The sequence below is a fragment of the Candidatus Eremiobacterota bacterium genome (assembly GCA_031082125.1).
Classification (GTDB): Bacteria; Vulcanimicrobiota; CADAWZ01; order CADAWZ01; family Ess09-12; genus Ess09-12.
The window spans coordinates 235871-259871 of record JAVHLM010000001.1; the positions used below are offsets into that span (position 1 = coordinate 235871).

General features: G+C 55.1%; 22 protein-coding genes. 12 read left to right on the forward strand and 10 right to left on the reverse strand.

The features are described from left to right. Nucleotides 1-19 precede the first annotated feature (19 nt). On the reverse strand, nt 20-142 hold the full coding sequence (locus RDV48_00895) for a hypothetical protein (protein ID MDQ7821327.1): 123 nt from the start codon (nt 140-142) through the stop codon (nt 20-22). A gap of 108 nt (nt 143-250) precedes the next feature. Here RDV48_00895 and RDV48_00900 point away from each other — a divergent pair, with 108 nt between their 5' ends. From RDV48_00900 to RDV48_00910, 3 genes are all read left to right on the forward strand, one after another. Beyond that, a complete protein-coding gene (locus RDV48_00900) occupies nt 251-373 on the forward strand; it encodes a hypothetical protein (GenBank protein ID MDQ7821328.1) in 123 nt (40 codons plus the stop codon). 69 nt (nt 374-442) lie between these two features. Continuing rightward, a complete protein-coding gene (locus tag RDV48_00905) occupies nt 443-1606 on the forward strand; it encodes a M20 family metallopeptidase (GenBank protein ID MDQ7821329.1) in 1164 nt (387 codons plus the stop codon). Nucleotides 1607-1704: 98 nt separating this feature from the next. Then, entirely contained in the window at nt 1705-3357 is a 1653-nt protein-coding gene (locus tag RDV48_00910; GenBank protein MDQ7821330.1) for a M48 family metalloprotease, read from the forward strand. Nucleotides 3358-3426: 69 nt separating this feature from the next. Here RDV48_00910 and RDV48_00915 read toward each other — a convergent pair whose 3' ends face one another. After that, a complete protein-coding gene (locus tag RDV48_00915; protein ID MDQ7821331.1) occupies nt 3427-4662 on the reverse strand; it encodes an amidohydrolase family protein in 1236 nt (411 codons plus the stop codon). Between the two features lie 310 nt (nt 4663-4972). Here RDV48_00915 and RDV48_00920 point away from each other — a divergent pair, with 310 nt between their 5' ends. Further along, entirely contained in the window at nt 4973-5977 is a 1005-nt protein-coding gene (locus RDV48_00920; protein ID MDQ7821332.1) for a protein-glutamine glutaminase family protein, read from the forward strand. A gap of 101 nt (nt 5978-6078) precedes the next feature. Then, nucleotides 6079-6369, forward strand: a complete 291-nt coding sequence (locus tag RDV48_00925; GenBank protein MDQ7821333.1) for a hypothetical protein — start codon at nt 6079-6081, stop codon at nt 6367-6369. Here the strand turns inward: RDV48_00925 and RDV48_00930 are convergent. Continuing rightward, nucleotides 6287-8359 (reverse strand): CFI-box-CTERM domain-containing protein, encoded by a 2073-nt coding sequence (locus tag RDV48_00930; GenBank protein MDQ7821334.1) that lies wholly within the window; start codon nt 8357-8359, stop codon nt 6287-6289. The two genes, RDV48_00925 and RDV48_00930, sit on opposite strands and share 83 nt — an antisense overlap. A 16-nt stretch (nt 8360-8375) precedes the next feature. After that, the gene (locus RDV48_00935; GenBank protein MDQ7821335.1) at nt 8376-9074 is read right to left on the reverse strand and encodes a rhomboid family intramembrane serine protease; all 699 of its coding nucleotides are present in this window, start codon (nt 9072-9074) and stop codon (nt 8376-8378) included. Nucleotides 9075-9245: 171 nt separating this feature from the next. Between RDV48_00935 and RDV48_00940 the strand changes: the two genes are divergently transcribed. From RDV48_00940 to RDV48_00965, 6 genes are all read left to right on the forward strand, one after another. Next, nucleotides 9246-10883 carry an IPT/TIG domain-containing protein gene (locus RDV48_00940; GenBank protein ID MDQ7821336.1) on the forward strand — a complete coding sequence of 546 codons (1638 nt, stop codon included), beginning with the start codon at nt 9246-9248 and terminating at the stop codon, nt 10881-10883. A gap of 133 nt (nt 10884-11016) precedes the next feature. Then, entirely contained in the window at nt 11017-12570 is a 1554-nt protein-coding gene (locus RDV48_00945; protein MDQ7821337.1) for a TolC family protein, read from the forward strand. A gap of 22 nt (nt 12571-12592) precedes the next feature. Beyond that, nucleotides 12593-14176: an efflux RND transporter periplasmic adaptor subunit gene (locus RDV48_00950; GenBank protein MDQ7821338.1), complete on the forward strand. Its 1584-nt coding sequence runs from the start codon at nt 12593-12595 to the stop codon at nt 14174-14176. A 40-nt stretch (nt 14177-14216) separates the two neighbouring features. After that, on the forward strand, nt 14217-14978 hold the full coding sequence (locus RDV48_00955) for an ABC transporter ATP-binding protein (protein ID MDQ7821339.1): 762 nt from the start codon (nt 14217-14219) through the stop codon (nt 14976-14978). Further along, nucleotides 14975-16192, forward strand: a complete 1218-nt coding sequence (locus RDV48_00960) for an ABC transporter permease (GenBank protein ID MDQ7821340.1) — start codon at nt 14975-14977, stop codon at nt 16190-16192. The genes RDV48_00955 and RDV48_00960 overlap by 4 nt, the downstream gene beginning before the upstream one ends. Before the next feature lie 275 nt (nt 16193-16467). After that, the gene (locus RDV48_00965) at nt 16468-17181 is read left to right on the forward strand and encodes an ankyrin repeat domain-containing protein (protein ID MDQ7821341.1); all 714 of its coding nucleotides are present in this window, start codon (nt 16468-16470) and stop codon (nt 17179-17181) included. Between the two features lie 257 nt (nt 17182-17438). Here the strand turns inward: RDV48_00965 and RDV48_00970 are convergent, their stop codons facing one another. From RDV48_00970 to RDV48_00985, 4 genes are all read right to left on the reverse strand, one after another. Continuing rightward, a complete protein-coding gene (locus tag RDV48_00970) occupies nt 17439-18491 on the reverse strand; it encodes a hypothetical protein (protein MDQ7821342.1) in 1053 nt (350 codons plus the stop codon). A 432-nt stretch (nt 18492-18923) separates the two neighbouring features. Further along, nucleotides 18924-19436 (reverse strand): hypothetical protein, encoded by a 513-nt coding sequence (locus RDV48_00975; GenBank protein MDQ7821343.1) that lies wholly within the window; start codon nt 19434-19436, stop codon nt 18924-18926. Between the two features lie 6 nt (nt 19437-19442). Beyond that, complete coding sequence (locus RDV48_00980; protein ID MDQ7821344.1) at nt 19443-19766, reverse strand: hypothetical protein; 324 nt, start codon at nt 19764-19766, stop codon at nt 19443-19445. 90 nt (nt 19767-19856) lie between these two features. Then, nucleotides 19857-20648 carry a hypothetical protein gene (locus RDV48_00985; protein MDQ7821345.1) on the reverse strand — a complete coding sequence of 264 codons (792 nt, stop codon included), beginning with the start codon at nt 20646-20648 and terminating at the stop codon, nt 19857-19859. Nucleotides 20649-21312: 664 nt separating this feature from the next. On the opposite strand from RDV48_00985, the gene RDV48_00990 reads away from it, so the two are divergent. Beyond that, entirely contained in the window at nt 21313-21492 is a 180-nt protein-coding gene (locus RDV48_00990; GenBank protein ID MDQ7821346.1) for a hypothetical protein, read from the forward strand. 231 nt (nt 21493-21723) lie between these two features. On the opposite strand, the gene RDV48_00995 is transcribed toward RDV48_00990, so the two are convergent. After that, complete coding sequence (locus RDV48_00995; protein MDQ7821347.1) at nt 21724-22386, reverse strand: zinc ribbon domain-containing protein; 663 nt, start codon at nt 22384-22386, stop codon at nt 21724-21726. A gap of 23 nt (nt 22387-22409) precedes the next feature. After that, nucleotides 22410-24001 (reverse strand): hypothetical protein (locus tag RDV48_01000; GenBank protein ID MDQ7821348.1); only part of this gene is annotated, 1592 nt, incomplete at its 5' end.

Genomic DNA, 24001 nt, shown 5'->3' on the forward strand with positions numbered 1-24001 from the left:
GAAGAAGCCCTTGCGTATTCTATGAGCCGTGGCCTTTATCCTTGTGATAATGGTGGTAGATCATCTTCCTCCCGGGAAAGGCAGGGGTCCCTGTCTGAGGCTTTGGCTGTGACGGGCTGGTAATGCGCTGCAGTGAATCCATGTACATATCACCTCGGACAGTATTATACCACAAAAAGCGCAGGCAGGTATTGCAGAAAAGTTAACAGTTGGAGAGGCATGGCAGGCACGGGAGAAGGGATTCTCTGAGATGCACAGAACTACTCTTGAGAAAGGAGTTGAGGCCATGGCAAAGGAAAAGGGTCCTGCTAAGAAAGAGAAAAAGAAGCCAAAGACCAAGGACAAAAAAGCGAAAAGCGAAAAAAAGGCTTAAAGGTATTTACCTATAGTGCATCAAGTAATCCCGGCATGCCCGGGTTTTTTTGTACAAGGAGGTGCCCCCATGCTCACCGTCCCCCGCCTTGAAAAACTTGATCTTTACCACCATGAGGCCCTCTCGTTCCTCGTCAGGATTGCCGGCATTAACAGCGGCAGCTTCAACAGGGAGGGCATCTCTCAGGTCATGGAGGCCTGCGCCTCTTCCCTCGGGGAAGCGGGCTTCACCACGCAGAAGCTCGAGGGCAATCATTTTCTTGCTTCACGCAGGGGATTCCTGAGGCCAAGAGTGATGATCCTGGGCCACATGGATACCGCCTTTGACGTGACACATCCCTTCAAGGAGGTCTTCTATGAGGGAGAGAGGCTCAGGGGGCCTGGCGTGAGCGACATGAAGGGGGGAATTGCTCTCGTGACCTTTGCCCTCCGCTACCTTGCCGAGCTGGGAAAACTTGATGACCGCACTGTCACTGTCCTTTTCAACTCAGACGAGGAAATCCACTCGCAGAGCTCCCGGCATGCCATCGAGGAGCAGGCACGCTCCCACGACCTCGTGATGGTCTTCGAGGGAGGGAAGCGTGTCGATGAGAAAACCACCACTTACGTATACCAGCGCAGAGGGGCGGGGCTTGCCACCTTCACGGTGACGGGAAAGTCATCCCATGCCGGCACCGATCACGAAAAGGGCGTCAATGCCCTCGAAGAGCTGGGATACAAGGTCATAGAGCTTCAGAAGCTTACGGACTACGACGAGGGGACGACAGTAAGCGCCGCAGGCGACCTGGAGTTCCGGGATACAAGGAAAAATGTCGTCCCCGGGTGGGTGCGCTTCAATGTGGACTTCCGCTTCAAGACTCCAGGCGAGGCCGAAAGGCTCATTGAACAATTCAAAAAGATCGCCGCGACCCCCTACGTGCGGAACCGTTACGGCGAAACGGCAAAAACGGATCTTGACGTGAGAATAATGAGGCCTCCCATGGTCCCCAATGCCCAGTGCCTCAGGTTTGCCTCGATCCTGGAGGGCCTCGCCCGGGAGATTGACCATCCCATAGTGGAGAAGACAAGAGGGGGCGGGAGCGACGGCTGCTTCACTGCTGCCCTCGGCATCCCTACCCTCGACGGAGTGGGCCCCGTCGGCGACAACTGGCACACCGATAAGGAATACCTGGAGATCGCCTCGCTGAAAAAAAGGATGGAGCTCTTCATCTCCTTCTGGCACAGCCTCTTTTGATCAGGCGGAGATGAGAAGCCTTTCCCCTTTTCTCTGCCTTGACTTCCGGGGCGCCTCTCATGTAGAATCATAGTATATCACAAAAAGGGGGGGTTCTTATGAAGGCTCGGCTTGTTCTCGCTTCAACGGTGACGCTCACCGTCCTCGTCGGTTTCGTGGCGAGCATCGTGCTCGCGGCACTTTATTTCTCAGGGTCACTCAACGCCTGGCTCATGATCGGCCTCACGATTGCCATCAATTTCATCATGTGGCTCCTGGCCCCGACGCTCCAGGACCTGATGCTCTCCTGGGTTTATAAATCGAAGGTCATCTCTCTCGATGACCTTGCAGGGAAAAATGAAGGCGTGGCGCAGTTCCTGAGGGAAGTCTGCGAGAGGCACAAGGTGAAAATCCCGTCGCTGCGCATCATCAATGACCTCAATCCCACGGCGTTCTGCTACGGCTCCGTGCCGAACAACTCAAGGCTCGTCGTCTCCGAAGGCATCTTCAACTACCTGGACACCGAGGAGTCAAAGACGGTCTTCGCCCACGAGATGGGGCACATAGTCAACAGGGACTTCATCGTGATGACGGTGGCCTCGACGCTGCTGCAGATCCTTTACGAGCTCTATGTGATCCTCGCCAGGAGCCGCTCGCGGAGCAGCAGCAATGACAAAAGTTTTCTCCCCCTCATAGGCCTCGTCGCTTATGTCTTCTACTTCATAGGCTCATACCTTCTCCTCTACCTCTCGAGGACCCGCGAGTACCTTGCTGACAGGTTCGCCGCCGAGGAGACGAAAAATCCCAACGCCCTCTCGTCAGCCCTCGTCAAGATTGCATACGGCATCGCCGAGCAGCCCGACACGGAGCAGACAAAAAGGCTCCTTGCGAGCACAAGAGCCCTTGGCATTTACGATTTCAAAGCCGCCGACTCCCTGGGCGGCGTCCAGAAAGCCTCGGCGACGGCTGTGGCGGAAAAAGAAGCCACGAGGATAATCGGCGTGGAAAAAGTATTTTTATTCGACCTTTACAACCCATGGGCCGCCGTGGCGGAGATCAACTCCACCCACCCCCTCACGGGCAAGAGAATAAAGGTCCTCAACGAGTCGGCCCGGGAGTTCGGCCTCGCACCCGCCTACAACTTCGAGGCCGTGGACCTCTACGGGAAAGCCATTGACAAGCAGCGCCTCTACAGCAACTTCGCCTTCGAGGTCCTCATCTATTTCGCTCCCTTCATCGGCCTCCTTCTCGGCTTCATCCCCATGTTCTTCAATGAGAAGCTCGTCTTTCTCTTTATCGCGGGCTTAGGCATCGGGTTTATAATCAAGGGCCTCTACCGCTTCCCTTCGGGATCCTCTTTCGAGAAAACCACTGTCTATGATCTCATGTGCAATCCCTACGCGAGCCCCCTCAGAGGCATCGCCGTCGAGGTCGAAGGCAGGGTCATTGGCCGCGCTGACTCGGGGAGCCAGGTATCCGAGGATTTCACCATCCAGGACAGGTCCGGGTGCCTCATCATGCTCAACTATGAGAGCATCTGGGGACCAATCGGAAACCTGATAGTGGGCATGACGAAAACGGGAAAGCTTGTTGACAAGGAGGGCATCGCCAGGGGATGGTTCAGGCGGTCCATCTCGCAGCTCATCGACCTCCAGAGCTTCACCTATGAGGGAAACGTGATGGTGAGCTATACGCTCTTCTGGGCCATTGGCGGCGGCGCCATCGTGACTCTTATAGGGGCCGCCCTTACGGTGCTCATGATGATGAAATAGCAATAAAAAAAGTGCACAGGGCTGATGGAACGGCCCTGTGCACCTCACTGTCTTCAGGAAAGCCAGTCTTTATGCCATGACCTTCACTTTGCCATGAGCCTCCTCCTTGGCGACAAGCTTGCCGTGGCTTATGACGTGGAGAGGCTCCCTGTGGTACCAGAGGGCCTCATAGACGCTCTCGCCGTTGAGCACCACCAGGTGCGCGTCCTTCCCCTCGGCAAGGCCGAAATTCTTTACATTCATGCACTTTGCGGCGTCGATGGTGACCATGTCATAGATCTTCTCCATTTCGGGGAAAGTGGTCATCCAGAGAAGGTGCACGTTAAGGAACGCCACTTCCAGCATGCTGTTCTGGCCGAAGGGATAGTAGGCATCGGCCACGTCATCCTGGCCGAGGCACACGAGGTTCCCTTCCTCGAGGAGCTCCTTCACCTTCGCATGGAGGGGGCCCGTGTGGGGATCGCTCACGACGCCCATCTGCGCCTTCTTGAGAAGGGCCGAGATCTTCTTGAAATAGGGAGTGTGGTAAAGTGCCATGGCCCTGCAGTGATGGGCCAGGCAACGGCCCTCCCACCCGTTCTTGAGAGCGCTTACGGCGAGCATCTCGAGGGTTCTCAGGCCGGGATCGCCGGCATCATCGAGAAGCATGGAGATATCGGTCTTGTATTTTTTCGCGAGCTTCATCATCTCGTCAATATGGGTCTGCTCATCAGCTTCGGTGAACTCTATCCAGGGGATACCGCCGACTACATCGGCGCCCATCTTCATCGCCTCATCAATGAGCTTCACGGTGCCGGGCTCACGGACCACGCCGTCCTGGGGAAATGCCACGACCTGGAGGTCCACCACTCCCTTGAACTCCTCTTTGGCCTTGAGAAGGGCCTTGATTCCTTCCAGCTTCGCCTTGGAGTCAACATCTGCAAAGGCCCTTATATGCAGGTTGCCGTTTCTTGCCGCATGCTTCAGGCACTGGCGGACATTTTTTATGATCCATTTTTCATCGTACTTCTCCTTCACACGGGCTGCAAGCTCGATGGCCGTCATGGCGCTTCCCATGTCGGAGCCATGATAGGACTTCAGGGCCTTCTCGTCGAGCATCTGGAGGGTGTACACCTTGCAGAGGTGAAGGTGGGCATTGCAGAATGACTCCGTGACAAGGTTTCCCCGGGCATCAATGACTTCTGTCTTTTTTTCCTGCTTGAGGGTGCCGCTCTTGGCAATCTTCTTTATCACGCCCTTCTCTATGCCTATGTCGTATTTCCCCTCCCTGTGGCGCAGGCGCCCGTTGGTAATGATCAGATCCATACTGTCCACCTCCTGATTTTTCTTCTCTGGCTGCTGCCATCGTGATATTTGTCTCATGAATGCTTCGTTCTTTTCCCTCCGATTCCTACCAGATGGAATACTAAAACCCCAAATGGACGCTCTGCGGGCTCAACTGGAAATTGAGATTTGATGGGCCATTCCGTGTCCATCCTCCGGAGAGGCCCGGCCCTGCCGTTCACAAATTGTTAAGACTTTCTCCAAGATTAGTAACATTTTTAAGCCACCTCCCTTAACATGGCAGTGGTATCGTAAGAGGTGAAGGCACCACTCGATGAAAGGGGAAGATCCTATGAGAATAAGCACTGCACCGACGAAAATCCTCCCTCCGCCCGGTCCTGAAAGATGGGTACCCCGGGAATGCCATGGGGAAGAGGAGATTTCTGTTCCAGGGGAGCATGACTCAGTCACGCTGGAGAGCACCAGGTCACTGAAATGCTCTCAATCACTTCCGGCAGCCTCAGGCCCGGAAAACAACGGTGATGTCTCTTCAGAAAAACAGGGAAGGGCGCTCTGCCCCCGGGAAGAATCTCTCTCTTTCGAGGAGGGGAATCTTTTCTCCCTCCTTCGCGGGAAAGGCAGACCCCAGGGCATCAATGCGCCGGGAGCTGCAGACATCAGGGCATGCGAGGAATCCCTGGCAGAAAGCGCCCCATCGATGCTGGTCCTTGTAAACCGCAGCGAGGTGACGGGGCTTGACGGCGAAGTCCCCTCAGCAAAAGCCCTCCAGAAAGCATTTCTATCGGTTGCAGGGGAGAAGAGCATCCCCTGGGAGTATCTCCCTGACGGGTGCTACGCCAGGGCCCATGCCGCATGCGATATGATCATGAAAAAGGGCTATAACTGCGGGAAGCTCTTCATCTCTGTCGCCGATGATGGAGACGGATGGAACTCCTTCAAGGCGCAGGGTAAATTCACCGCCGGAGCCTGGTGGTATCACGTGGCTGCACTCTCTTTTGCCGCTGACGAAAGCTCCGGAGAAGTAAAAGCCTGGGTAATCGACCCCGCGGTGAACCCTGCAAAGCCCCTGGCCCCGGATGAGTGGCTCGCCTCCTTCTGGGACGGAACCTTCCCCGTGAATGCTGACCTTACCTATGCCGATGAATACGGCATCCCTTTCCATGATGCCATTTCACCGCCAGGACCGAGGGAATTCTCACGGGAGGCCTTTGAAAAGAACCTTTTTGACGCCCGGCGGGTCAACCGCATATATCTCAAGGCTCTGAAACAGATAAAGGACGGGTATCGCGGGAATCACCAGGCGGGTCAGAGAGCGGAAGGCGCCCTTGCGTCTTAAGTTGGCTTTCCCCTTTTCAGTCCTGACGACCTGGGGATTCCAGGATCCATAATATCTGTGTCTTTCAGCAAAAAACCTTATGGCAGGGAGGATAAAATACCATGGTTCACGATATCTCGGTAAATTTTCATGACACGGTGAGAAGCATGGTGGAGCGCCCCGGCGAAAAGCGCACCGCCGTGGCTTTCAGCAGGAGAGCCTCATGGTACTGGCTCATGCCGGGCGACGAGGCCATCAGTGAGACCCTGAAAAGGGCAAAAAGAGAAAGGCTCACTGTGTCGGTAAATCACAACGCCATCACGATGCGCATCACCGGCGCCGAGCTGGCCGGGGACCCGTCTTCCTTTTCACCGCTATCACCGCTCCAAGACAGAGACTCCCTGCGGACATGAGAACAAGAGCAGCCCAGGGATGCCGCACGGCTGCCACAATGGGACCGAGATGCCAGCGCACAAAAGCTCTGAGCATAGGAGAAGAGGCGACAATGCGCGCTGCCGGCGGTGACAATGCATAATAAAATGCCACAAAGAGCCTCCCGGGGGCATTTTTCAGCAGGACCCTGTCGCGAAACTGCCGGAGCGCCGTCACGTGAGGCTCCTGAGGTGACCCGTAGGCGGCCGTGGCGATGAAGCATGAGCCCCCTGACGATGATGCCGGCTGGGTAAACACAGGCATATTGGTGCCCCACTCGGAGGATGCGGTCACATCGACGGCCAGTACGGCCATCTCTGAAGAAGCCCCTGTGGAGTCTGAGGCCTTGAGGGCAAAGTAATACGAGCCGCCGGCAAAGAGGGGCGTGGTGTACTCCTGGGTGTCGCCGGGGTTCCCCGGCACGGGGAGACCCGCAAGAGGCGCGGCGCCTGCCCATTCGGCATCAGTCGAGATGGGCGCCGATGAGTAGCGCATTTCATAGGATGAAGCCCTGCCTTCATACATGTTGTTTCCCGGCGCAATCCAGGCAAGCTTCACCGTGCCGTCGGAGAGGCCCTGGCCGTTGAAATTCTCCACCGGTCCGGGAGGAATAAGGTCCTTGGTGAGATAGCCTGACACATTGAAGGGATCGGCCTGGACCTCGCATGAAAAGTCGTCGGTGATTGGCGTCAGGCGCTCTTTCAGGCTCACGGAGGAAGAAATCGGCGGCTTCACATCGGAGAAAGCAATGCCCTCGTAAGCACTGTGCTGATCGTTATTCGCCTTTATGGAGACCTGGTAAGCGCCATCTCCTTTGAAATCCACAAAGTAGCCTTCATAAGTTCCGTCAAGGGGAAAAGAATCTCCCATGAGGCCGCCGTCGCCCAGGGGGAGAGTCGATGCAGTGCTGTCCGGCGCGGTGACTGTGGCACTCACCGAGGCTCCCGACACCGGCGTTCCATTTCTGTAAAGGCAGGCTACGATGCGCACCGGCCTTGGATACTCATAAAGCTGAAGATCGGTAGCCCCTTCAAGGGAAAATCCCGCTGCCCTTTTCTTCTTCTGCTGGAGCACCGTGAAGGTGGGCTCCTGATAGGTAATGGCCGTGAGAGTCTTGTCATCGGGAAGCTTCAGGGAGAACTTGGTCTTCGTTGCCATGACATGCCAGCAGGACTGCCTCTTGTGATTGAGGTTCTGATCATTATTGGGCTCCGGGTAGTGATCACCGTAGCAGAATGAGGTGATGGGGCTGAGATAGGGATACCACATGATGGAGGAATGGTTGGTGTCGGGGCTTGTGGCTTTTTTGACAGAGTAGCTCGCACTGTCGTAAAGAACTTCCTTCACGCTGGTCTCCCATTCCGCCTCTTTCGTGCACTTCAGCCATTTCCCGTTGCTGTCGCAGAAGACCAGGTACCATTTGGGCGGATTACCCTTCTGGACAATATTCGTATATTCATCGTAAAGCCCGTAGGCATAGTGACCGAACTCATGGGTGAGCATGGAGGCCACCACCCTGGCCGAGGAATCAGTGATGTTCTTGTAGCCAAAATTGATGTGCCCCGCGGCGCCGAAGCCATCGGGAACGGCATCGCCTATGTCGCTGTCGGGCATCTTGATATCCACTTTATCCAGGGCAAAGGTGCCCACGTCAAGAGCCCCCGCTATGGAAGGCCACGAGGCCGGCACAATTATGGTGACGCTCCCGAGGCGATTCTGCTTGTAAGTGGCGGTATAGAGATAGTCTGAAGTGTTTTTGATGCAGGTTTTTATCCTGTCAAGCGAAGTGTTTCCCACGGTGCTGTCATAGGGCACGGCGTCATCGACGAGAATGGAGAAATTCATAACGCCTTTGTCCACGGTCCCTGATCCTGCAGAGGCCTGCCCGGCAAGGGACACCATGAATATGGCGCTGAAAATCACCATCACCGGGAAAAACCTGAAATGGCATGCTCTGATAATAGCTCTCATGGCATGGGCTCCTTTTTTACCAGTACTGGGGATCTTCGTTGCGGTCCCACTTTCCCTTCACAATCCCTGAGATGAGGAGCACTCCCCCCACGACTGCCCCCAGGATGAACCCTCCCAGGTGGGCTCCGTATGCCACTCCGGAAAAGGTTCTGTCATTCTCAAAATAATTGGACACGAACTGCATGACAAACCAGAACCCTATGGCCCACCCTGAGGCCACCTTGAAGGTCCCGGAAGTATACCAGATAAGGTACCAGTAAACGATTTTATTCCTGGGGAAGAACACCAGGTAAGCGCCCATCACGGCAGAGATGGCGCCCGAGGCGCCGATGGCAGGCAGTCCCGCGGCAGCGGTCCCGGCCACGAGGGCCCCATGGAAATAAGCGGCGCCAATTCCCCCGGCCAGGTAGAAAAGGGCGTAGCCGATATGGCCGATGGCATCTTCCACATTATCGCCGAAAATCCAGAGAAAGATCATGTTTCCCAGCAGATGAAAAAAGCCCCCGTGAAGGAAACAGCTTGTGAAGGCATTGAGAAGCGCGGCGTGGGCCGGGATGAAGCCCCAGGTTTTGACCACTGTCTCATAATCGGGGCACAGGCGGAGCTCGGGGCCGGCGATGAAGAAGAGGTACACAAGCACGTTCACCGCGATGAAAGTGCAGTTCACATAGGGAGTGCGGTTTCTCTCGTTGATGTCGCCGATGGGGACAATCATACATGAGTGATTTGAGGGAAATCGTTAATTTCCTCTCTTGAGATGACGATGAATCTCTTTTCCTGGAGAAGGAAGTGAGCCGAAGATGTAAAATCTTAAAGGTGTGGGAAGCAGCGGGCCTGGAGCGCCTTCGTAAAGCTTCCCTCATCAGTAATGCCAAGGAGGAAGAACATGATCTCAAAGCGCGTCACTCTCTTCATTCTTGCCCTGGTGCTTCTGGCGGTCTTTGCCCTCCCCGGCTGCGGCGGGGGGGGAGGCGGGAGCAGCGCCTCCGGCGGATACATCGGCGGAGGCGGAACCACTACGGCTACACCGACTATCACCTCGATAACGCCGGCGAACCCACCCGTGGGATCAGAATGCACCATATCAGGAAGCGGCTTCGGCGCCTCGAAAGGCGCCAGGGACAGCGACAAGAGCACTGTGAGATTCGTAAGCACCGCCGATGGAGGCACATCGACTGACGCCACAATTTACAACTCCTGGAGCGACAGCCAGATAAAGTGCATCGTGCCCGCTCTCACGGTGGGGCAGAATTATGTCACCATGGTGAATGTCGTCTCCGCTGCGGGTACCGTAAGCTCATCATCGACACAGTCTACGGCAAATACCATCACGCCCCAGCAGCAGCAGCAGACCGGCGTCACCATCACGACAGTTACGCCGAACTCCGTGCAGCAGGGAGCAGGAACAACGGTGACCATTACAGGGTCAGGCTTCGGGACCACCAAGGGCTCTGTAACCTTCGGCTCTGTCTCGCAGACAACGACGCTCACATGGGCAGATACCCAGATCACCTGCGCCGTACCTACTGCTCTGGCCTCGGGAACGGTGGGTGTGAAAGTGGTGACGGCGGCAGGGACATCAAGTAACTCCGCCTCCCTCAACATCTATACGGCTGCAACGGGCACCCTCACGGGGAGAGTCTATGATATCTTCTCGGGAACCTCGATGAGCGCTGCCACAGTAAACGTCAACAGCGTGAGCACCGAGAGCAACACCTCGGGAGTTTATTCCATGACCCCCGGGGGGACAGGTGAGTCAAGGATGACCGTCTCATCGGGTTCAATTGTCACCAGGAGCTTCCCGGTGAATGTGACCAACGCCTCCCAGGATGTATCGGTAGTGGCTTCAACGTACAATACGGACATGCTCAGAGCATATTGCTGGGGCCAGGGGCAGTCGTCGATGCGCTGGAACACAAAACCCACTGCCATCGTGATCTATAATACCCTCTCAAGAGGCACATCGGCAGTGAGCCAGGCTGATATCACCACCACGCAGAGCTGGCTCCAGAACGAGTTCTTCACCCTTGCAAACAGCTATTTTTCCGGCACAACCGTCGAGGTGTACAACGGAAGGCCTGAGGATGACCCTCGCAATACCGTATCGGATGCGGGGATCATCGGCCAGAACACTATCGCCATATACTGGAGCGACACTATCACGGGCACCACCCAGGGCGAAGGTGGATGGAGCGGCCAGGGAAATGTCATAGTGGGGGGCTTCGCCCATATAAGGAACGCAGGCCGCACCATGGACCTCCAGGAGGCCCTCCGCCACGAAATGGGCCACGCAACGGGATTCACCCATCCTTTTGCCTCGCTTGGCGTCACAAATCCCAAGCTTGAGTACTCGGTGATGAATTATTATTATGCAAAAAGCAGCTCCACCTACACCACCTCCGACCTGAATGCCTATATCTACTATTACCACCGCGCGCCGGGCAACGTGGCGCCTGACAGGGACCCCGACGGCTATGCGGGCTATAAACATCTCCCCGTAAAGACAGTCATATTCCGCGATTAGCGAGGCTCATCACTCAAAACGGGCCATGCATTAAGACAGGGGCAGCCCCCCTGTCTTCTTTTCTTTACCCGAAAGAGGAATAAGGCCCTGTAAAATATTGCAGCAAATGAGGCAGAAGCAGGAGTTTCACTTGGTGACTGAGAATACCCTCTCGTCCTGCAATGCAAGACTAAGCCCGGCCCGAAAGCTTGTAAACGTGGTGCGTGTAATAACATTTTTCCTTTTCATCATTGCCGCCATGGCATTTCTCGCAGGCGCCCCGTCGGTTTCAGCTCAGCAGGATCCATCACCGCAGCCCCTGCCTTCGGCACAGCCGAAAAAACCGCCGGAATCCAGGCTTGATACAGCGCCCATAACTGTGCCTTCAATCAAGCCTCCCCCTGTTCCTGGAGGGCCTGCAAGGCCCCTGACCCTGGCGGAGTGCCTTTCCCTGGCGATTGAGAACCGCCCTGACCTGAAGAGCGCCGAAGACCAGATAAAGGCTGCGCAGGCTGTCGTGGGAGAGACCATGTCCGCCTATTACCCGCAGATCAGCTTCACCTCATCATGGCAGAGGAGCGGCGGCCCCGACCGCGTCTCCTCAACAAGCTCCAGCAGCCTTGGCAACATTACAGGCATAAACACCTATAACACCATTGTGAACACCACCGTGAGCACCGTGGGCACCAACTACACCGACAGCCTCACCCTCTCCCAGTATATCACCGATTTCGGGAAAACACCGTATCTCGTGACGGCCTCTCAGCAGTCGTACGTGATGACCCTCTTTGACCTTATCACTCTCAAGAACACCATCATCAACAGCGTGAAAAAATCATACTACAACTGCATTGCGGCTCAGGAGCTGCTGAAGGCCAAGCAGGAGAATGTCGCCGTGCTGGAGATCCACCTCAGGCAGTCCCAGGCCTTCTATGATACCGGGAGAAAATCCAAGATAGAGGTCACCAAGTCCGAGGTGGACCTCGCGGCAGCCCGCCTGGACATGATAAATGCCGACAACGGTTACAAGGTGACCCTCGTGACACTCGTAAATGCCATGGGCTTTGACAGGCCCTTCAGTTTTGAGCTCGCCCGGGACCTCACGCTCCCCGAGGTGCCTCTCGGTCTTGATCAGGTGAAGAGCGTCGCGGCCATTCAACGCCCCGAGCTTCTCAAGCTGGATGCCCAGATAAGAGGGCAGCAGGCAAAGCTCTCCGCGGCAAAAGCCGACTTCTACCCCGAGATCGTGGGAAACGCCCAGTACAACTGGCGGGGGAATAAATATCCCCTGGACCGTTACTGGCAGCTCGGCGTGACGCTCGCAGTGCCCATTACCGACGGTAACTGGATGGTGTACAGGGTGAGGGAGAACCTGGCACAGCTTGACAGCCTCGTGAAGCAGAAGGACCGCCTCTGGCAGAACATCGCCCTGGAGATCGAGCAGGCCTATCTCGCCATAATAGCGGCAGGCGAGAAGATAAAGGTCTCCCAGAAGTCCCTGCAGCAGGCCGAGGAGAACTTCAGGCTCGCCCAGGGCCGTTATGCCGTCGGCGTGGGCTCAAACCTTGAATACAGCGATGCCCAGGTGCTGCTTCTCCAGGCAAAGACAGACTATATTACCGCACTGGTGCAGTATTTCAACGCCGTGGCGGACCTGGAAAAGTCGATGGGTGTCGATCTCTCCGCAGCAAAAGCCGGTAAGAAATGACAGCAAGGCAAGGAAAAAGGTTATGTGGAAACATTTAAAACGCTTCAGGTTTGTGATTATCCTGATCATAGTTGCAGCAGGTGCTCTCTTCTATTGGACCAGAGTCCAGGCGGAAAAGAAAAAGCTCCGCTTTGAGACGGAGAAGATTGAAAGGGGCACCATCATCTCGACGGTCAACACGACAGGGACATTGAATGCCGTCACCTCCGTGGACATCGGGTGCCAGGTGTCGGGGAAGATAATCAAGATGTACGCCGATTACAACTCCCAGGTGAAGAAAGGCCAGCTCCTCGCCCAGATTGATCCCCTCATTTACAGGTCCCAGGCCGATGAGGCCACTGCCAACCTTGAAAGCGCCAAGGCCACCAATGCAAATTTCCTGGCACAGTATCAGAATGGTCTCTCCAAGGTGAGAGAAGCCCAGGCTGCTGAGAAAAACTTCGCCGCCCAGGTGGAGGTGAACAGGGCGAACTATGCCGGCGCCCTCAACAGTCAGAAGTCAGCCAAGGCAAACCTCGCGAAGGCTCAGGCACAGCTTGAGAATGACCGCGTGGAATTCAAGCGCGCCGAGGAGCTTATGAAAAAAGACTTCATCTCGCGCTCCGAAATGGATGCCGCCGAGACGAAATACAAGGTCTCGCTTGCATCGGTCGATGTGGCAAGGGCCGGCTACGAGCAGTCCTCGTCAACGGTGAAATCGTCCCAGATGCAGCTTGACGCGGCCAAGGCGAATCATGAATCGGCCAGAATAGCCGAGGAGTCCCAGAAGGCCCTCGTAAAGGCCATACAGGCCCAGGTCAAGCAGAGCCGGGCCCAGGTGATGAATGCCACCAGCAAGCTCAAGGGAGCGATGGTGAACCTGAGCTACACTGATATCTTCTCCCCCATAGACGGCGTCGTGGTCTCCAGGGCAGTCGATGTGGGGCAGACAGTGGCAGCTTCGTTCCAGGCGCCCAAGCTTTTCACCGTCGCCAGGGACCTCCGCGAGATGGAGGTCTATGCCAACGTGGACGAGGCCGATATCGGGAAAGTGAAGGAGGGCATGAAGGCCGTCTTCACCGTTGATGCCTTCCAGCAGGAGAAATTCAAGGGCACCGTGAGGCAGGTCCGCAAGGCCTCCATACTGGACCAGGGAGTGGTAAAATACCAGGTCATCATCTCGGCCCGCAACCCGGGCCTGAAGCTCATGCCCGGCATGACGGCAAACGTGACCATCACCTCGGAGGTAAAGGATGACTGCCTGAAGCTGCCGAACGGCGCCATCCGCTTCCGCCCCGACTCGGTGGATAATTTCCCTTTCCCTAAGGAGTTCCGCGGGAAAGGCGGCCCGAATATGAAGAGGGAGAGGCCCGGAGGGCCTCAGGATGACACTGAGAGATACAACACCGTGTGGATATGGGAAAGCGATGAAAAAGTGCGCCCTGAAAAAGTGATCCTGGGCATTACTGACGGGCGCTTCACGGAGATAGCGAAAGGCTCCGTCGTCGAGGGAGAGTCTGTCATCACAGGGGCAGATGGAAAAACCAAGACATCGTCGTCAGCACCGGGCATGCGCCCGCCGGGAATGCCGGGAGGGGGGCCGGGCGGGGGCCGCATGCGCTTCTAGTGAACGGCGCAGGCCGGCAGAAAATGAGTGTGGCCAGAGAATGAACAGACTCCTGGAAGTCGTCCATCTTGAGAAAACCTATTTTCTCGGCGAGGTGCATGTCCATGCGCTCCGCGGGGTATCGCTGTCAATCGGCGAGGGCGAGTTCGTCGCCATCATGGGCCCCTCGGGCTCTGGAAAATCAACATTCATGAACATCCTGGGATGCCTGGACCGCCCCACCAAAGGGCAGTACCTCATTGAGGGAAATGATGTGTCAAAGCTCGCGGGCGACGAGCTGGCCGATATGCGCAACAAGAAAATAGGCTTTGTATTCCAGGGATTCAACCTGCTGGCCAAGACGACAGCCCTCGAGAATGTGGAGCTCCCTCTTTATTACAACAGGGAGCATAATTACTCCACGAAGGAAAAATACGAGATGGCCTCTCAGGCTCTCGACGCCGTGGGCCTCAAAGACAGGTCTCATCATCAGCCCCACCAGCTCTCGGGAGGCCAGCAGCAGCGCGTGGCCATCGCCAGGTCTCTTGTCAACAACCCTTCGCTGATACTGGCCGACGAGCCGACGGGAAATCTGGATACGCGCACGAGCCTCGAGATAATAAAGATATTCCAGGACCTGAACAGGGTGAAAGGCATCACTATTGTGCTGGTAACCCACAGTGATGAGATATCCATTTTTGCCAAGAGGCTGGTAGTCTTCCGTGACGGGAGGATCAGGGATGACCGGCCGGTGCCGGACCGCCTCATTGCCGAAGAGGCCCTCAAGGAAATGCCTGTAGATGAGGAAGAGGAGGAGTCATGAGCTTTCTTGCCACCATAAGGATAGCCCTCAAAGCATTGAACAGCAGCAAGCTCCGCACCATACTCACCATGCTGGGCATCATAATAGGCGTGGCCTCGGTGATTACCATGCTGAGCATCGGCCAGGGTGTTTCGGCTTCAGTATCGGACAGCATCAATTCCATGGGCACCAATGCCCTCATCATCATGCCGGGCCAGATGGCAGTGGGCGGTGTGCGCCAGGGCGCCCTTGATTCCCAGACTCTCACCGTTGAGGATTTCAAGGCCATTGCCGCGGAGTGTCCCTCGGTAGAATACGTGTCACCCCTGGTGCGCAGGATGGTGCAGGCCGTGTTCGGCAACCAGAACTGGAGCACCACGTGCATGGGGGTCAACGAGGATTTTGAAAAGATAAGAAACTGGCCCGTCCTGTCAGGAAGCTACTTTACCCACCAGGAAATCAGCTCGGGCGCCAAGGTCTGCGTGCTGGGGCAGACCGTAGTGAACAACCTTTTCGGCAGCCAGAACCCCCTGGGAGAAACAGTGCGCCTCAAGAACATCCCCTTCCGCGTCATAGGCGTCCTCTCTGCCAAGGGGCAGTCCGGTTTCGGCGGCGACCAGGACGATTCCGTCTTTATTCCCTACACGACGGCAATGACAAGGATTGCGCGGGTCAACCACCTGAATATGATTCTTTGCTCGGCAGTCTCCAAGGAAAGAACCGATCGGGCGACGCGGGAGCTGACGGCTCTCCTGAGGCAGCGCCATAACCTGCTGAATAAAGAGGAGGACAATTTCACTATCCGCACGCAGGCAGACCTTGCCGACGTCGCCGCCAAAACGACGGGGATCTTCACCATATTTCTCTCCGCCATTGCTGCAGTATCACTTCTGGTGGGGGGCATAGGCATCATGAACATCATGCTCGTATCGGTGACGGAGCGAATCAGGGAAATCGGCATCAGGCTTGCGCTGGGGGCCCGGGGAAATGATATCCTCATGCAGTTTCTCACCGAGTCAATGGTGCTCTCCCTGCTGGGCGGCCTTACAGGAATCATGCTGGGCATAGCGCTCTCCAGGGCTATCGCGTACTTTGCAAAATGGAACACCCTCATCACGGTGCAGTCAATACTGCTTGCATTCCTTTTCTCGGCGGCAGTGGGAATTTTTTTCGGCTTCTACCCCGCGTACAAGGCTTCCAGGCTCGATCCCATCGAGGCGCTCCGCCATGAATAGCCATGGAGTCAAAGCCTGGTGCCGCACTTCGTGCAGAACTTCATGGACCGGATCGCATTTTGCCAGGCCCTTTATCCCGCCACAGCCATTCAGCCTCCCGAGCAGGCGGCGCTCCGCTGTTCTGAGAGGCCCCGGCCTTTTGGTGTTAATATGAGACTGGGATCCTTATCAATAAAATCGTCTCGTTACGTGGCAATATGAATCTGGATGAATTGCAGGACCCTTTCTCAGTGTGGAAGAAATATTCTGCATCATAGGAAAGTGGGGGGATTGCCATGAAAAACGAGAAAAAGAACAGGCCGGATTGCATTCGGCGGGGTACGACTTCCCTTGTGCTCACATTGATCTTCCTGATTGCGCTTTCTCAGTTATCCAGTGCGGGAAGCAACGAAAAAAAATATTCTGACATCTTCAAAGCAGTGGAGGCAAATGATTATAAGGCCGTGGAAGCCATGGTGAACAGGACTCCCTCGCTTGTCAATACCGAGAATGACTTGATGCAGACGCCTCTCCATTATGCAGCAAGCAAAGGTTATCTGGAAATCGCGAAACTTCTCATATCAAAGGGCTCTCAAGTCAACGCCCGTGACGACAATGGGTGGACGCCGTTACATTGGACAGCTCAGAACAGCCTTCTGGAAATGGCAAAATTACTCATCTCCAAAGGCGCCGATGTCAACGCAAAGGATATCATCGGCCATACACCTCTCCTCACTGCGGCAATTGATGCAACAGATTCTGATGGCCATTATGCGTTTGCTCAGTTACTCATCTCAAAGGGTGCCGATGTCAATATGAAAAGTGCTGACGGCACAACACCTCTGCTCGCAGCAATTTCGAGTGGCAACAAGAAACTCGCTACATTTCTGATCTCTAAGGGCGCCAATGTCAATGCCAAAGGCATGAACGGCGACACACCTCTGAAAGTAGCAAAAAAGAGAGATTACAAGGAAATCGTTGAGCTCCTCAAACGCCAAGGAGCACACTAAGCGTCACATGAATCACATCATCTGCCTGCATGTCCTGGGGAATCCGGGGGAGCCTGAGCAATTCATTGCAGGAGCATCGGGCGCAGGGCAAGGCAGCTCTCCCGGCAGGCAGAAATGAAATGTTTCATTCCGCTGCAAGAAGCATTTCCCATGGCCGATGAAGAGGGGCACGGCAATAGTATTCATGTATCAGGATTGGCTCTGGTTCTGTGTGTAAAGCATCAGGAATTTCAGCCCGAAGGCTGAAAGGTTGAGATCTATTTATACGTGCCCTTAACCATGGTATGGCCGTTTCCCCCTGACTCACTGTTCTGCGACCATGTGGAAGAATCAGAGTCAATAACCGTATAGCGTCCCGGGGGTATGGTCACATTGGGAATCGTCACCCAATAGACAGTTCTGACACAAGCCACCTTCCACGGCCCGTACACTTGCCCGGTGGAGCTTTTGAGGGCAAGAGTGCCGGCATTTGTCCCTCTGCCGGAGTTATAGTGGTAGGTCCAGAGAAAATGGATCTGTGCCGCCCGGTTGATGGTAAATGAGGGTGGCCTTCCCCCATTGCTGACTCCGCCAAGGTTGCCGTTATAAAATATCGTGTTTGTTTCGGGAGCTCCCATCTCCATGGCCATGGCCTGCTCGGCCACTTTCTGGCTGGGAGCGTTACTGGCGCCGGCAGTTTGCGCAGTATTCCCTGTGGCTGTTGAACCGGTGCTTGTTCCCTGGGTACTGGTTCCTGAGGTGGTCGTCGTCGAGACCGATGCAGGAGGGGTACCCTCTTTCCATATATATTTATAAGCCACCTGGAGCATTGATCCTTCTCCCCATCCTGCCCGGACATAAACACACCGGTCGCCGCTGCCGGTAAGATCAGACTTTACACTCCTGTTTGTGGCAGAAGTAGTTCCTGAAATAGTCAAAAGCCTTATAATTGAGCCTGTAGCGCTGTAGGCGTTCATCCCTGGCATATCAATGGCAATGGTAAGGGAAGGATTGTAGGGGTTTCCTGTAGACTGACAGGCTGATTGGGCACTCACCGGAACAACCTGTCCGGGAATAATTATCTTCGGGGGATCTGACCATTTCATAACCGCCTTTGTGGTTCCCCAATTGCCTGATATAAGGGTTGCAGAGTAGACATTCTGTGAAGCATCATCTACCTTGAGTGCCGTTCCGCTGGGAAATTTCTGATCCGTCGGACGGTCGGTCACCACTCCTCCCCCCTGCCGTTCCCAGTACCCTGCGTATGCCCATGAGGTAAGGACAAGCACAAGCAATGTAGTTGCCAGAATCTTTACTGTTGTAGAAGCCATGTTACACCTCCTCAGACTATCTCTTTATCCAACGCAACAAATGTCACCAAACTCTTATAGGGTTCTTGTTTTAGCCGGCATGCAACAGGATTTCGATGAAAATTCCATACTTCCTTTTCCCTGATGGATAGCAGTCTGCTTTCTCAACCGCGGCAATATGCACTCCGACATCGAATCTGAAAAGGGCCCTGGCACCCGGAGACGCGCTCTTGGACGTGGAGCGGCCTCTCTCCCCGCAAGAAGCGTGGTGAACATCTCTCAGGTCTTCACTACCAATAAATCAAATCTTGACGAAAAATCGGGTCGCTGCCGAGAGTGAGGATTCAAGAGGCTCTCGAGGGGATTGAATTATATTTGATCCACGGGAAGTCCATTGAGAAAGCCTTTTATTCTCTACCGCCAGGGGCGATGCCCTTCGCTCCCGCGAAATCCTTACTTCGCCAGCTCCAAGGTGCAGGAGCCCTCGTTTGTTTTGTCGTCAAAGACGAAATTGCTCGTATTAAACTGGGTTTTCAGCTTCCACACCGCCCTGCCGCCTGCGTTCTTCGTGTAGAGGTAAAGATAATTCGAATCCACGTAGACCCTTGCGTTCAGACCCAGGGCGTAAATAATGATCAGCATCAGCTCATTCTTGACATTTTCCGCTGGCTTCACAAAGGTGTTCTTGTCGGGGATCTTATCAGGGACTGGCTCGGTGAAGGTCCCCTTGCCTGCAGAGACCCATTTTGTCGTTCTCTCCCTCCCTGAGTCTTCGATGAGGTATCCCGCGGAGACTTCCTTTGTGATCAGGAGCTGGGAAGACGGGGTGGGGATGCTGTAGGTGCCTCCCTCTATCCTCAATGGACTGACTTCGGTGATGATCCTGGTAACCCACTCCTTTCCCGCGGTGACCATGACTCCCGTGGTCCACCGCATCTCCCCGATGGGGATTAATTTGTCAGGCACCTGGCGCTACAGCATATCGACAGCGAGCCTGATGTTGAAAGGCTGACCGGGGATAAGCTCGTCGGGGAGGTCGCTCCAGCTGTTTTCAAACTTCAGAAACGCTGGCTGTGTTGAGCTGGGTACCGCGTAAAGCTCACTGGCTTTGAACTTATAGACAGAGCAGGCAGTAGTGCTCCTGGACATGCGCTGTGCTATGAGAAGGTCTTCCGGGCCCGATTTCCCGGGATCCCCGGCAGCGGCTGCTCCGGAATCCAAAACTCCTGTCAGCACTACAATTAATACGAAGCCGCACATCATGAGGCAAAGCGGCAACCGGGTACTTTTTTTCATGGCTTTCAACTCCCTTACTCGCAAAAGTCTCTTATAACCAAGCGGCAAAGCAGAGAGGAATGGTACTATTGAATTCAATATCCTTCTGAGTTACCTGTATTTGACGATGTACAGGTTCCTGTCGTCAGTATGAAATCTGTACACATTCCCCTTCCTGTTGGCGATTACATCTTCTTTCCAGTTATTGTTCATCTCATAGGAAAGGGGAATGGCAAAAGTGGTGGATGCCTTCCCATTGCCGTCAATCCTCGCGACATAGCGGACCATCCCCTCATAGTTGCCCGTTTTTCCCTCGGCGGCGACAATCCAAAGGGAGCCGGAGTATTCAATATTCAACACTGAGAGGGATTGCAGAGTAAGATTCTGATTACGCTTCTTCCATATGATTTTCCTTACATTCTTCCCCTTGTCATCAAAGGAGATGACCAAAATGGCTCCCTGGCTGCTGGACAGATTCTTCTCGCCTACCCCAAAAAGGGCGTGCGCCTCGGGGTAGAAGGCGGGGTAATTCAAAACATGATCAACCATACCCAGTACATTGCCCTTGATGTCCGCCCAGTAATAATATCCCGGGCAGCTGATAAAGAAGTCATCTGCCGACGAGCCGGCAGCTATGAACCGAGCACTTTCCAGATCAAAGTTGTCATCAGGGAATTTTTCCAGTGCAGGCTTTCCGGGCTCGAGCAGATAGAGTTTCCCCTGGCAGTTGAGCACCAGGTACCTTCCATCCTGCAGCGGGACCAGATCTATCCAGCTTATCCACTCAGAGACAGGCCTCGGAATAGGCACCGCCTCTTTCCAGGAGCCCTGAGGTGTCAGTACCACGATCCTTTCATAGGTGCTGTCAAGAAGCAGCACACTGCCATCATCCAGAGCCTTCATTGCTGTGATCCCCACGGCAATTCTTCCATTGAAATTCTGGCCACATCGGGATACCCCGTGGCTTTCGGGGGGACCGAAGGGAATCTTCCACTCAGTGGCTGCACACACCCTGACACAGCAGCATAGAAGAGCTATCACCAGTGACTTCGTAAGGCATAAGCACAGATGCCCGCAGGTTCTCTTCATCTCATCACCACCTTCTGCAATTTCAGGCCCTCACCTCTTCTTTACATATATCATGCAGATTGTAACACAGGAGAGTTCCTGGCTCAATACATCAGCACATGATTTATGGAGGTTTTCTCAAGCGCCTTATGGTTCACCAGAGCGAGATTATTCCAACAGGCGCTGGCACCTGAGCTGTCCAGGGTGCTGGCTCCAGGCGGAAGGCGGCTTTCATCACTCATTCGCTATCTCCACACAGTGGCCTGCTGCATACTGAAAACATAGTCTTTGAACCTTCCATGAGATAATTCGCCGCCCTACAGCATCGGTTAAGTGTGACAAAGGGAGGGTCGTCTGGGGTTCCAATCATTTCCCCACCTTTTCGGCGCTCTGACACAACGCTTCCAGTAATTCCTCTCTCTTTGGGCTCCTGCTCGATGAGTCAATCAGGCTCATTGATATTCTCTGTGCTGTCATTTATTATATTAAAGTAAGCAGTATGGTTGTAAGGTTCTCCCCTGCGAGCAAAGCAGTCGGCACCTTTCTCAAGGCCGGGACCTGGTATGCCTATCCCAACCTCCCTCCCAATGTAAATACTGCAGCAGTTACAGTGATAATATCCACACCCTCCGGCGGCACCCAGGGTGAAGATACCAGGAGCAGTGCAGGGGGAAGATAAGACAAGCAGGAATGTTAAGCTGCCACTCGGCAGGCGATCTATACTTCGTGGAGGCTGATGAGATCTGGTTCTGCGCGAACAGCATCAGGGCTTTCAATCCGATATCCCGCCATTTTCCCCGCACTGGCGCACCGCTTGCCGAAATCTTTCTCTGCCCCCTTTCATCGCTTTTCGCCGGGAGATTTCCAGGCTCGATCCCATCGAGGCGCTCCGCCATGAATAGCCATGGAGTCAAAGCCTGGTGCCGCACTTCGTGCAGAACTTTCTCCCCTGCTCCTGACTGGTGCCGCATTTGCCGCAGGTGAGCCCCTCAGGAGGCGGGGCAGGCGCCGGGGCCTGCTGCCGGGGGCCCACCCTGGTGCCGCACTTGGGGCAGAACTTGCTGCCTGAAGGGATGGGAGCTTTGCATGAGGAGCAGGGCAGGCTTTCTGCCGATGAAGACGGTGCCTGCGGCGGCATTTCATGCCCATGAGGAGCGCCGCTCCCAGGGCCCGAGACGAGCTTCCCCACCTGCCTCGATGCCTCGTCCACCACTTTCTGCTGCACCGTGGAGATCACTTTCTGCTGGACAGCCTCAACGACCTTCTGCGCAAGGATCTGCTGCACAGGGGGAAGGGTCTCTCCCACGACAACGTGCCAGACCGGCGGCGGCGTGCCGTCCACGACAATCTTTGCAATGCTCTCCGCGGACCTGACTGCAGAAGAGACGGAAGCAACGGTTGACTGCACCGAGGCGACCGTTGAGGCCACTTTCTGCACAGTCTCGGCAGCCTTCTTCGCTGAATCAGCGCCATCGGCCTTCTCGTCGAACCTGAAGCCGCACTTGGTGCAGAAGGGCCGCTGGCCTTCGCGCCCCGCACCGCACCTGGGGCAGAATTTCAATGGTGCTGCCATGGGAGACCTCCTAAAATCCTGAATTATTCAGGGGTATAGCGTCGCTTCCTCTCAGCCGCGAACCCGGCCTGCTCTCTCGCCATCGCCTCGGCTGCCTCTTTTGCCGCCATCTCGGCCTCGATCTTCTTGAAGTGGGCGTCCACTTTCTTCTTCACCTCTGAAGGGAGATGCTTCTGGAGGCTTTCGACGACTCCCGACATCTGGTGAGCCACATCTTCAGGCGTCCGGCCCTGCATTCTCTTCAGCGCCGCCTCGGCATCGGCGGTGGTAAAGGTTTTTCCGTCCGGGCCCTTCTTCCCCACCCTGTTCATGATGTCCACGGCCACCCTCAGGTCCTCGGGGACATGGGCAGTGGAAGGCTCCGGGTACCCTGTTATCTCATTCACCTTGTTCACCAGCGCTTCAACCTGGTTACCGAACTGCTTGGTGAGCTGGCGCATCCCCTCCTCCTTGAGGCCTTCGGCCTTTGATCTCTGCTCTGCCGCTTCCCTGGGGTTGCCGCTCGATTCGGCTTTCTTTGCATTGGCCTCGCAGTGATCCGCCTGCTCATACCATTCTTTTGTCTTGAACTCCATCGCCTTGGTGGTGGCCTCGATGTCGTCGAAAGCCCTCCCTTTCAGCTCCGGCGTCAGGGCCGTCTTGCCATCTTTCTTGCTTGCCCCGTAGGCATCGGGTGCATGGAGGTCCGTGACGGTCTGATCTGTTTCCTTTGCATATTTATTTATGGCCTCTCTGTCAATGGAGCCGTCAGGGCGGCGGGGCAGTTCGCCGTCGTGGCGAGCCTTGTAGAATTCCTCATGATAAATGTCCTTCGAGATCTCCGTGGGCACGTCGCTTCCCGTCTTCTTGTCACGGTAGGTGACATCGCGGTCATAGGTTGACTTTTCGCTTGGCACCACGTCGGTGACGGGAGTATTGGAGATCTTGAGGACCTCGATATCATCGGCGGTGCGGCGCTGCCCCTTCTTCTCGCAGAAATCATTGACTGCTCCCTGGTCCACTCTTCCATCCTCGAAGCGTGGAACCTCGCTTTTAGAGTGCTTCTCGTAGTATTCCTGGTTCATCTTGTCGGCTATCCGCTGCTTTGCGCCCTTATCGGCCACATCATAGGTGTCGCGCCAGTTCTTGTTGAAAGCCTCCCTGAGCGGGTGGGGCTTCCCGGGATCGATGTCATTGATGACATGCATTGCATGCTTGTCCTTCTGCACTGCTTCCGATGCATCATCAAAAGCTTTCTTTGCCTCGGGATCATTTGGATTCTTTTTTAACCTCTCATAAGCCTCCTCGAGATTCTTGACCTTTTTCTCTCCCACCTCCCGGCCTCTCTCGAAAGCCTCCTTCTGGGGCTTGTCCACCTTGTCCCTGGTGTTCTCTATGATGTCGTCAGCCTTGCTCCTGGACTTTTCTTTGGTCTCCTTGATTTTGTCATTATATTCTTCTTTGGGAGTCTTCTTCTCCTTGTCAGTCTTTTCTTTCTCAGTTTTCGTCTTCTCCTTGTCGGCCTTCTCCTTGTCGGCCTTCTCCTTGTCGGCCTTCTCCTTGTCAGCCTTCTCCTTCTCGGCCTTCTCCTTCTCGGCCTTCTCCTTCTCGGCCTTCTCCTTCTCGGCCTTCTCCT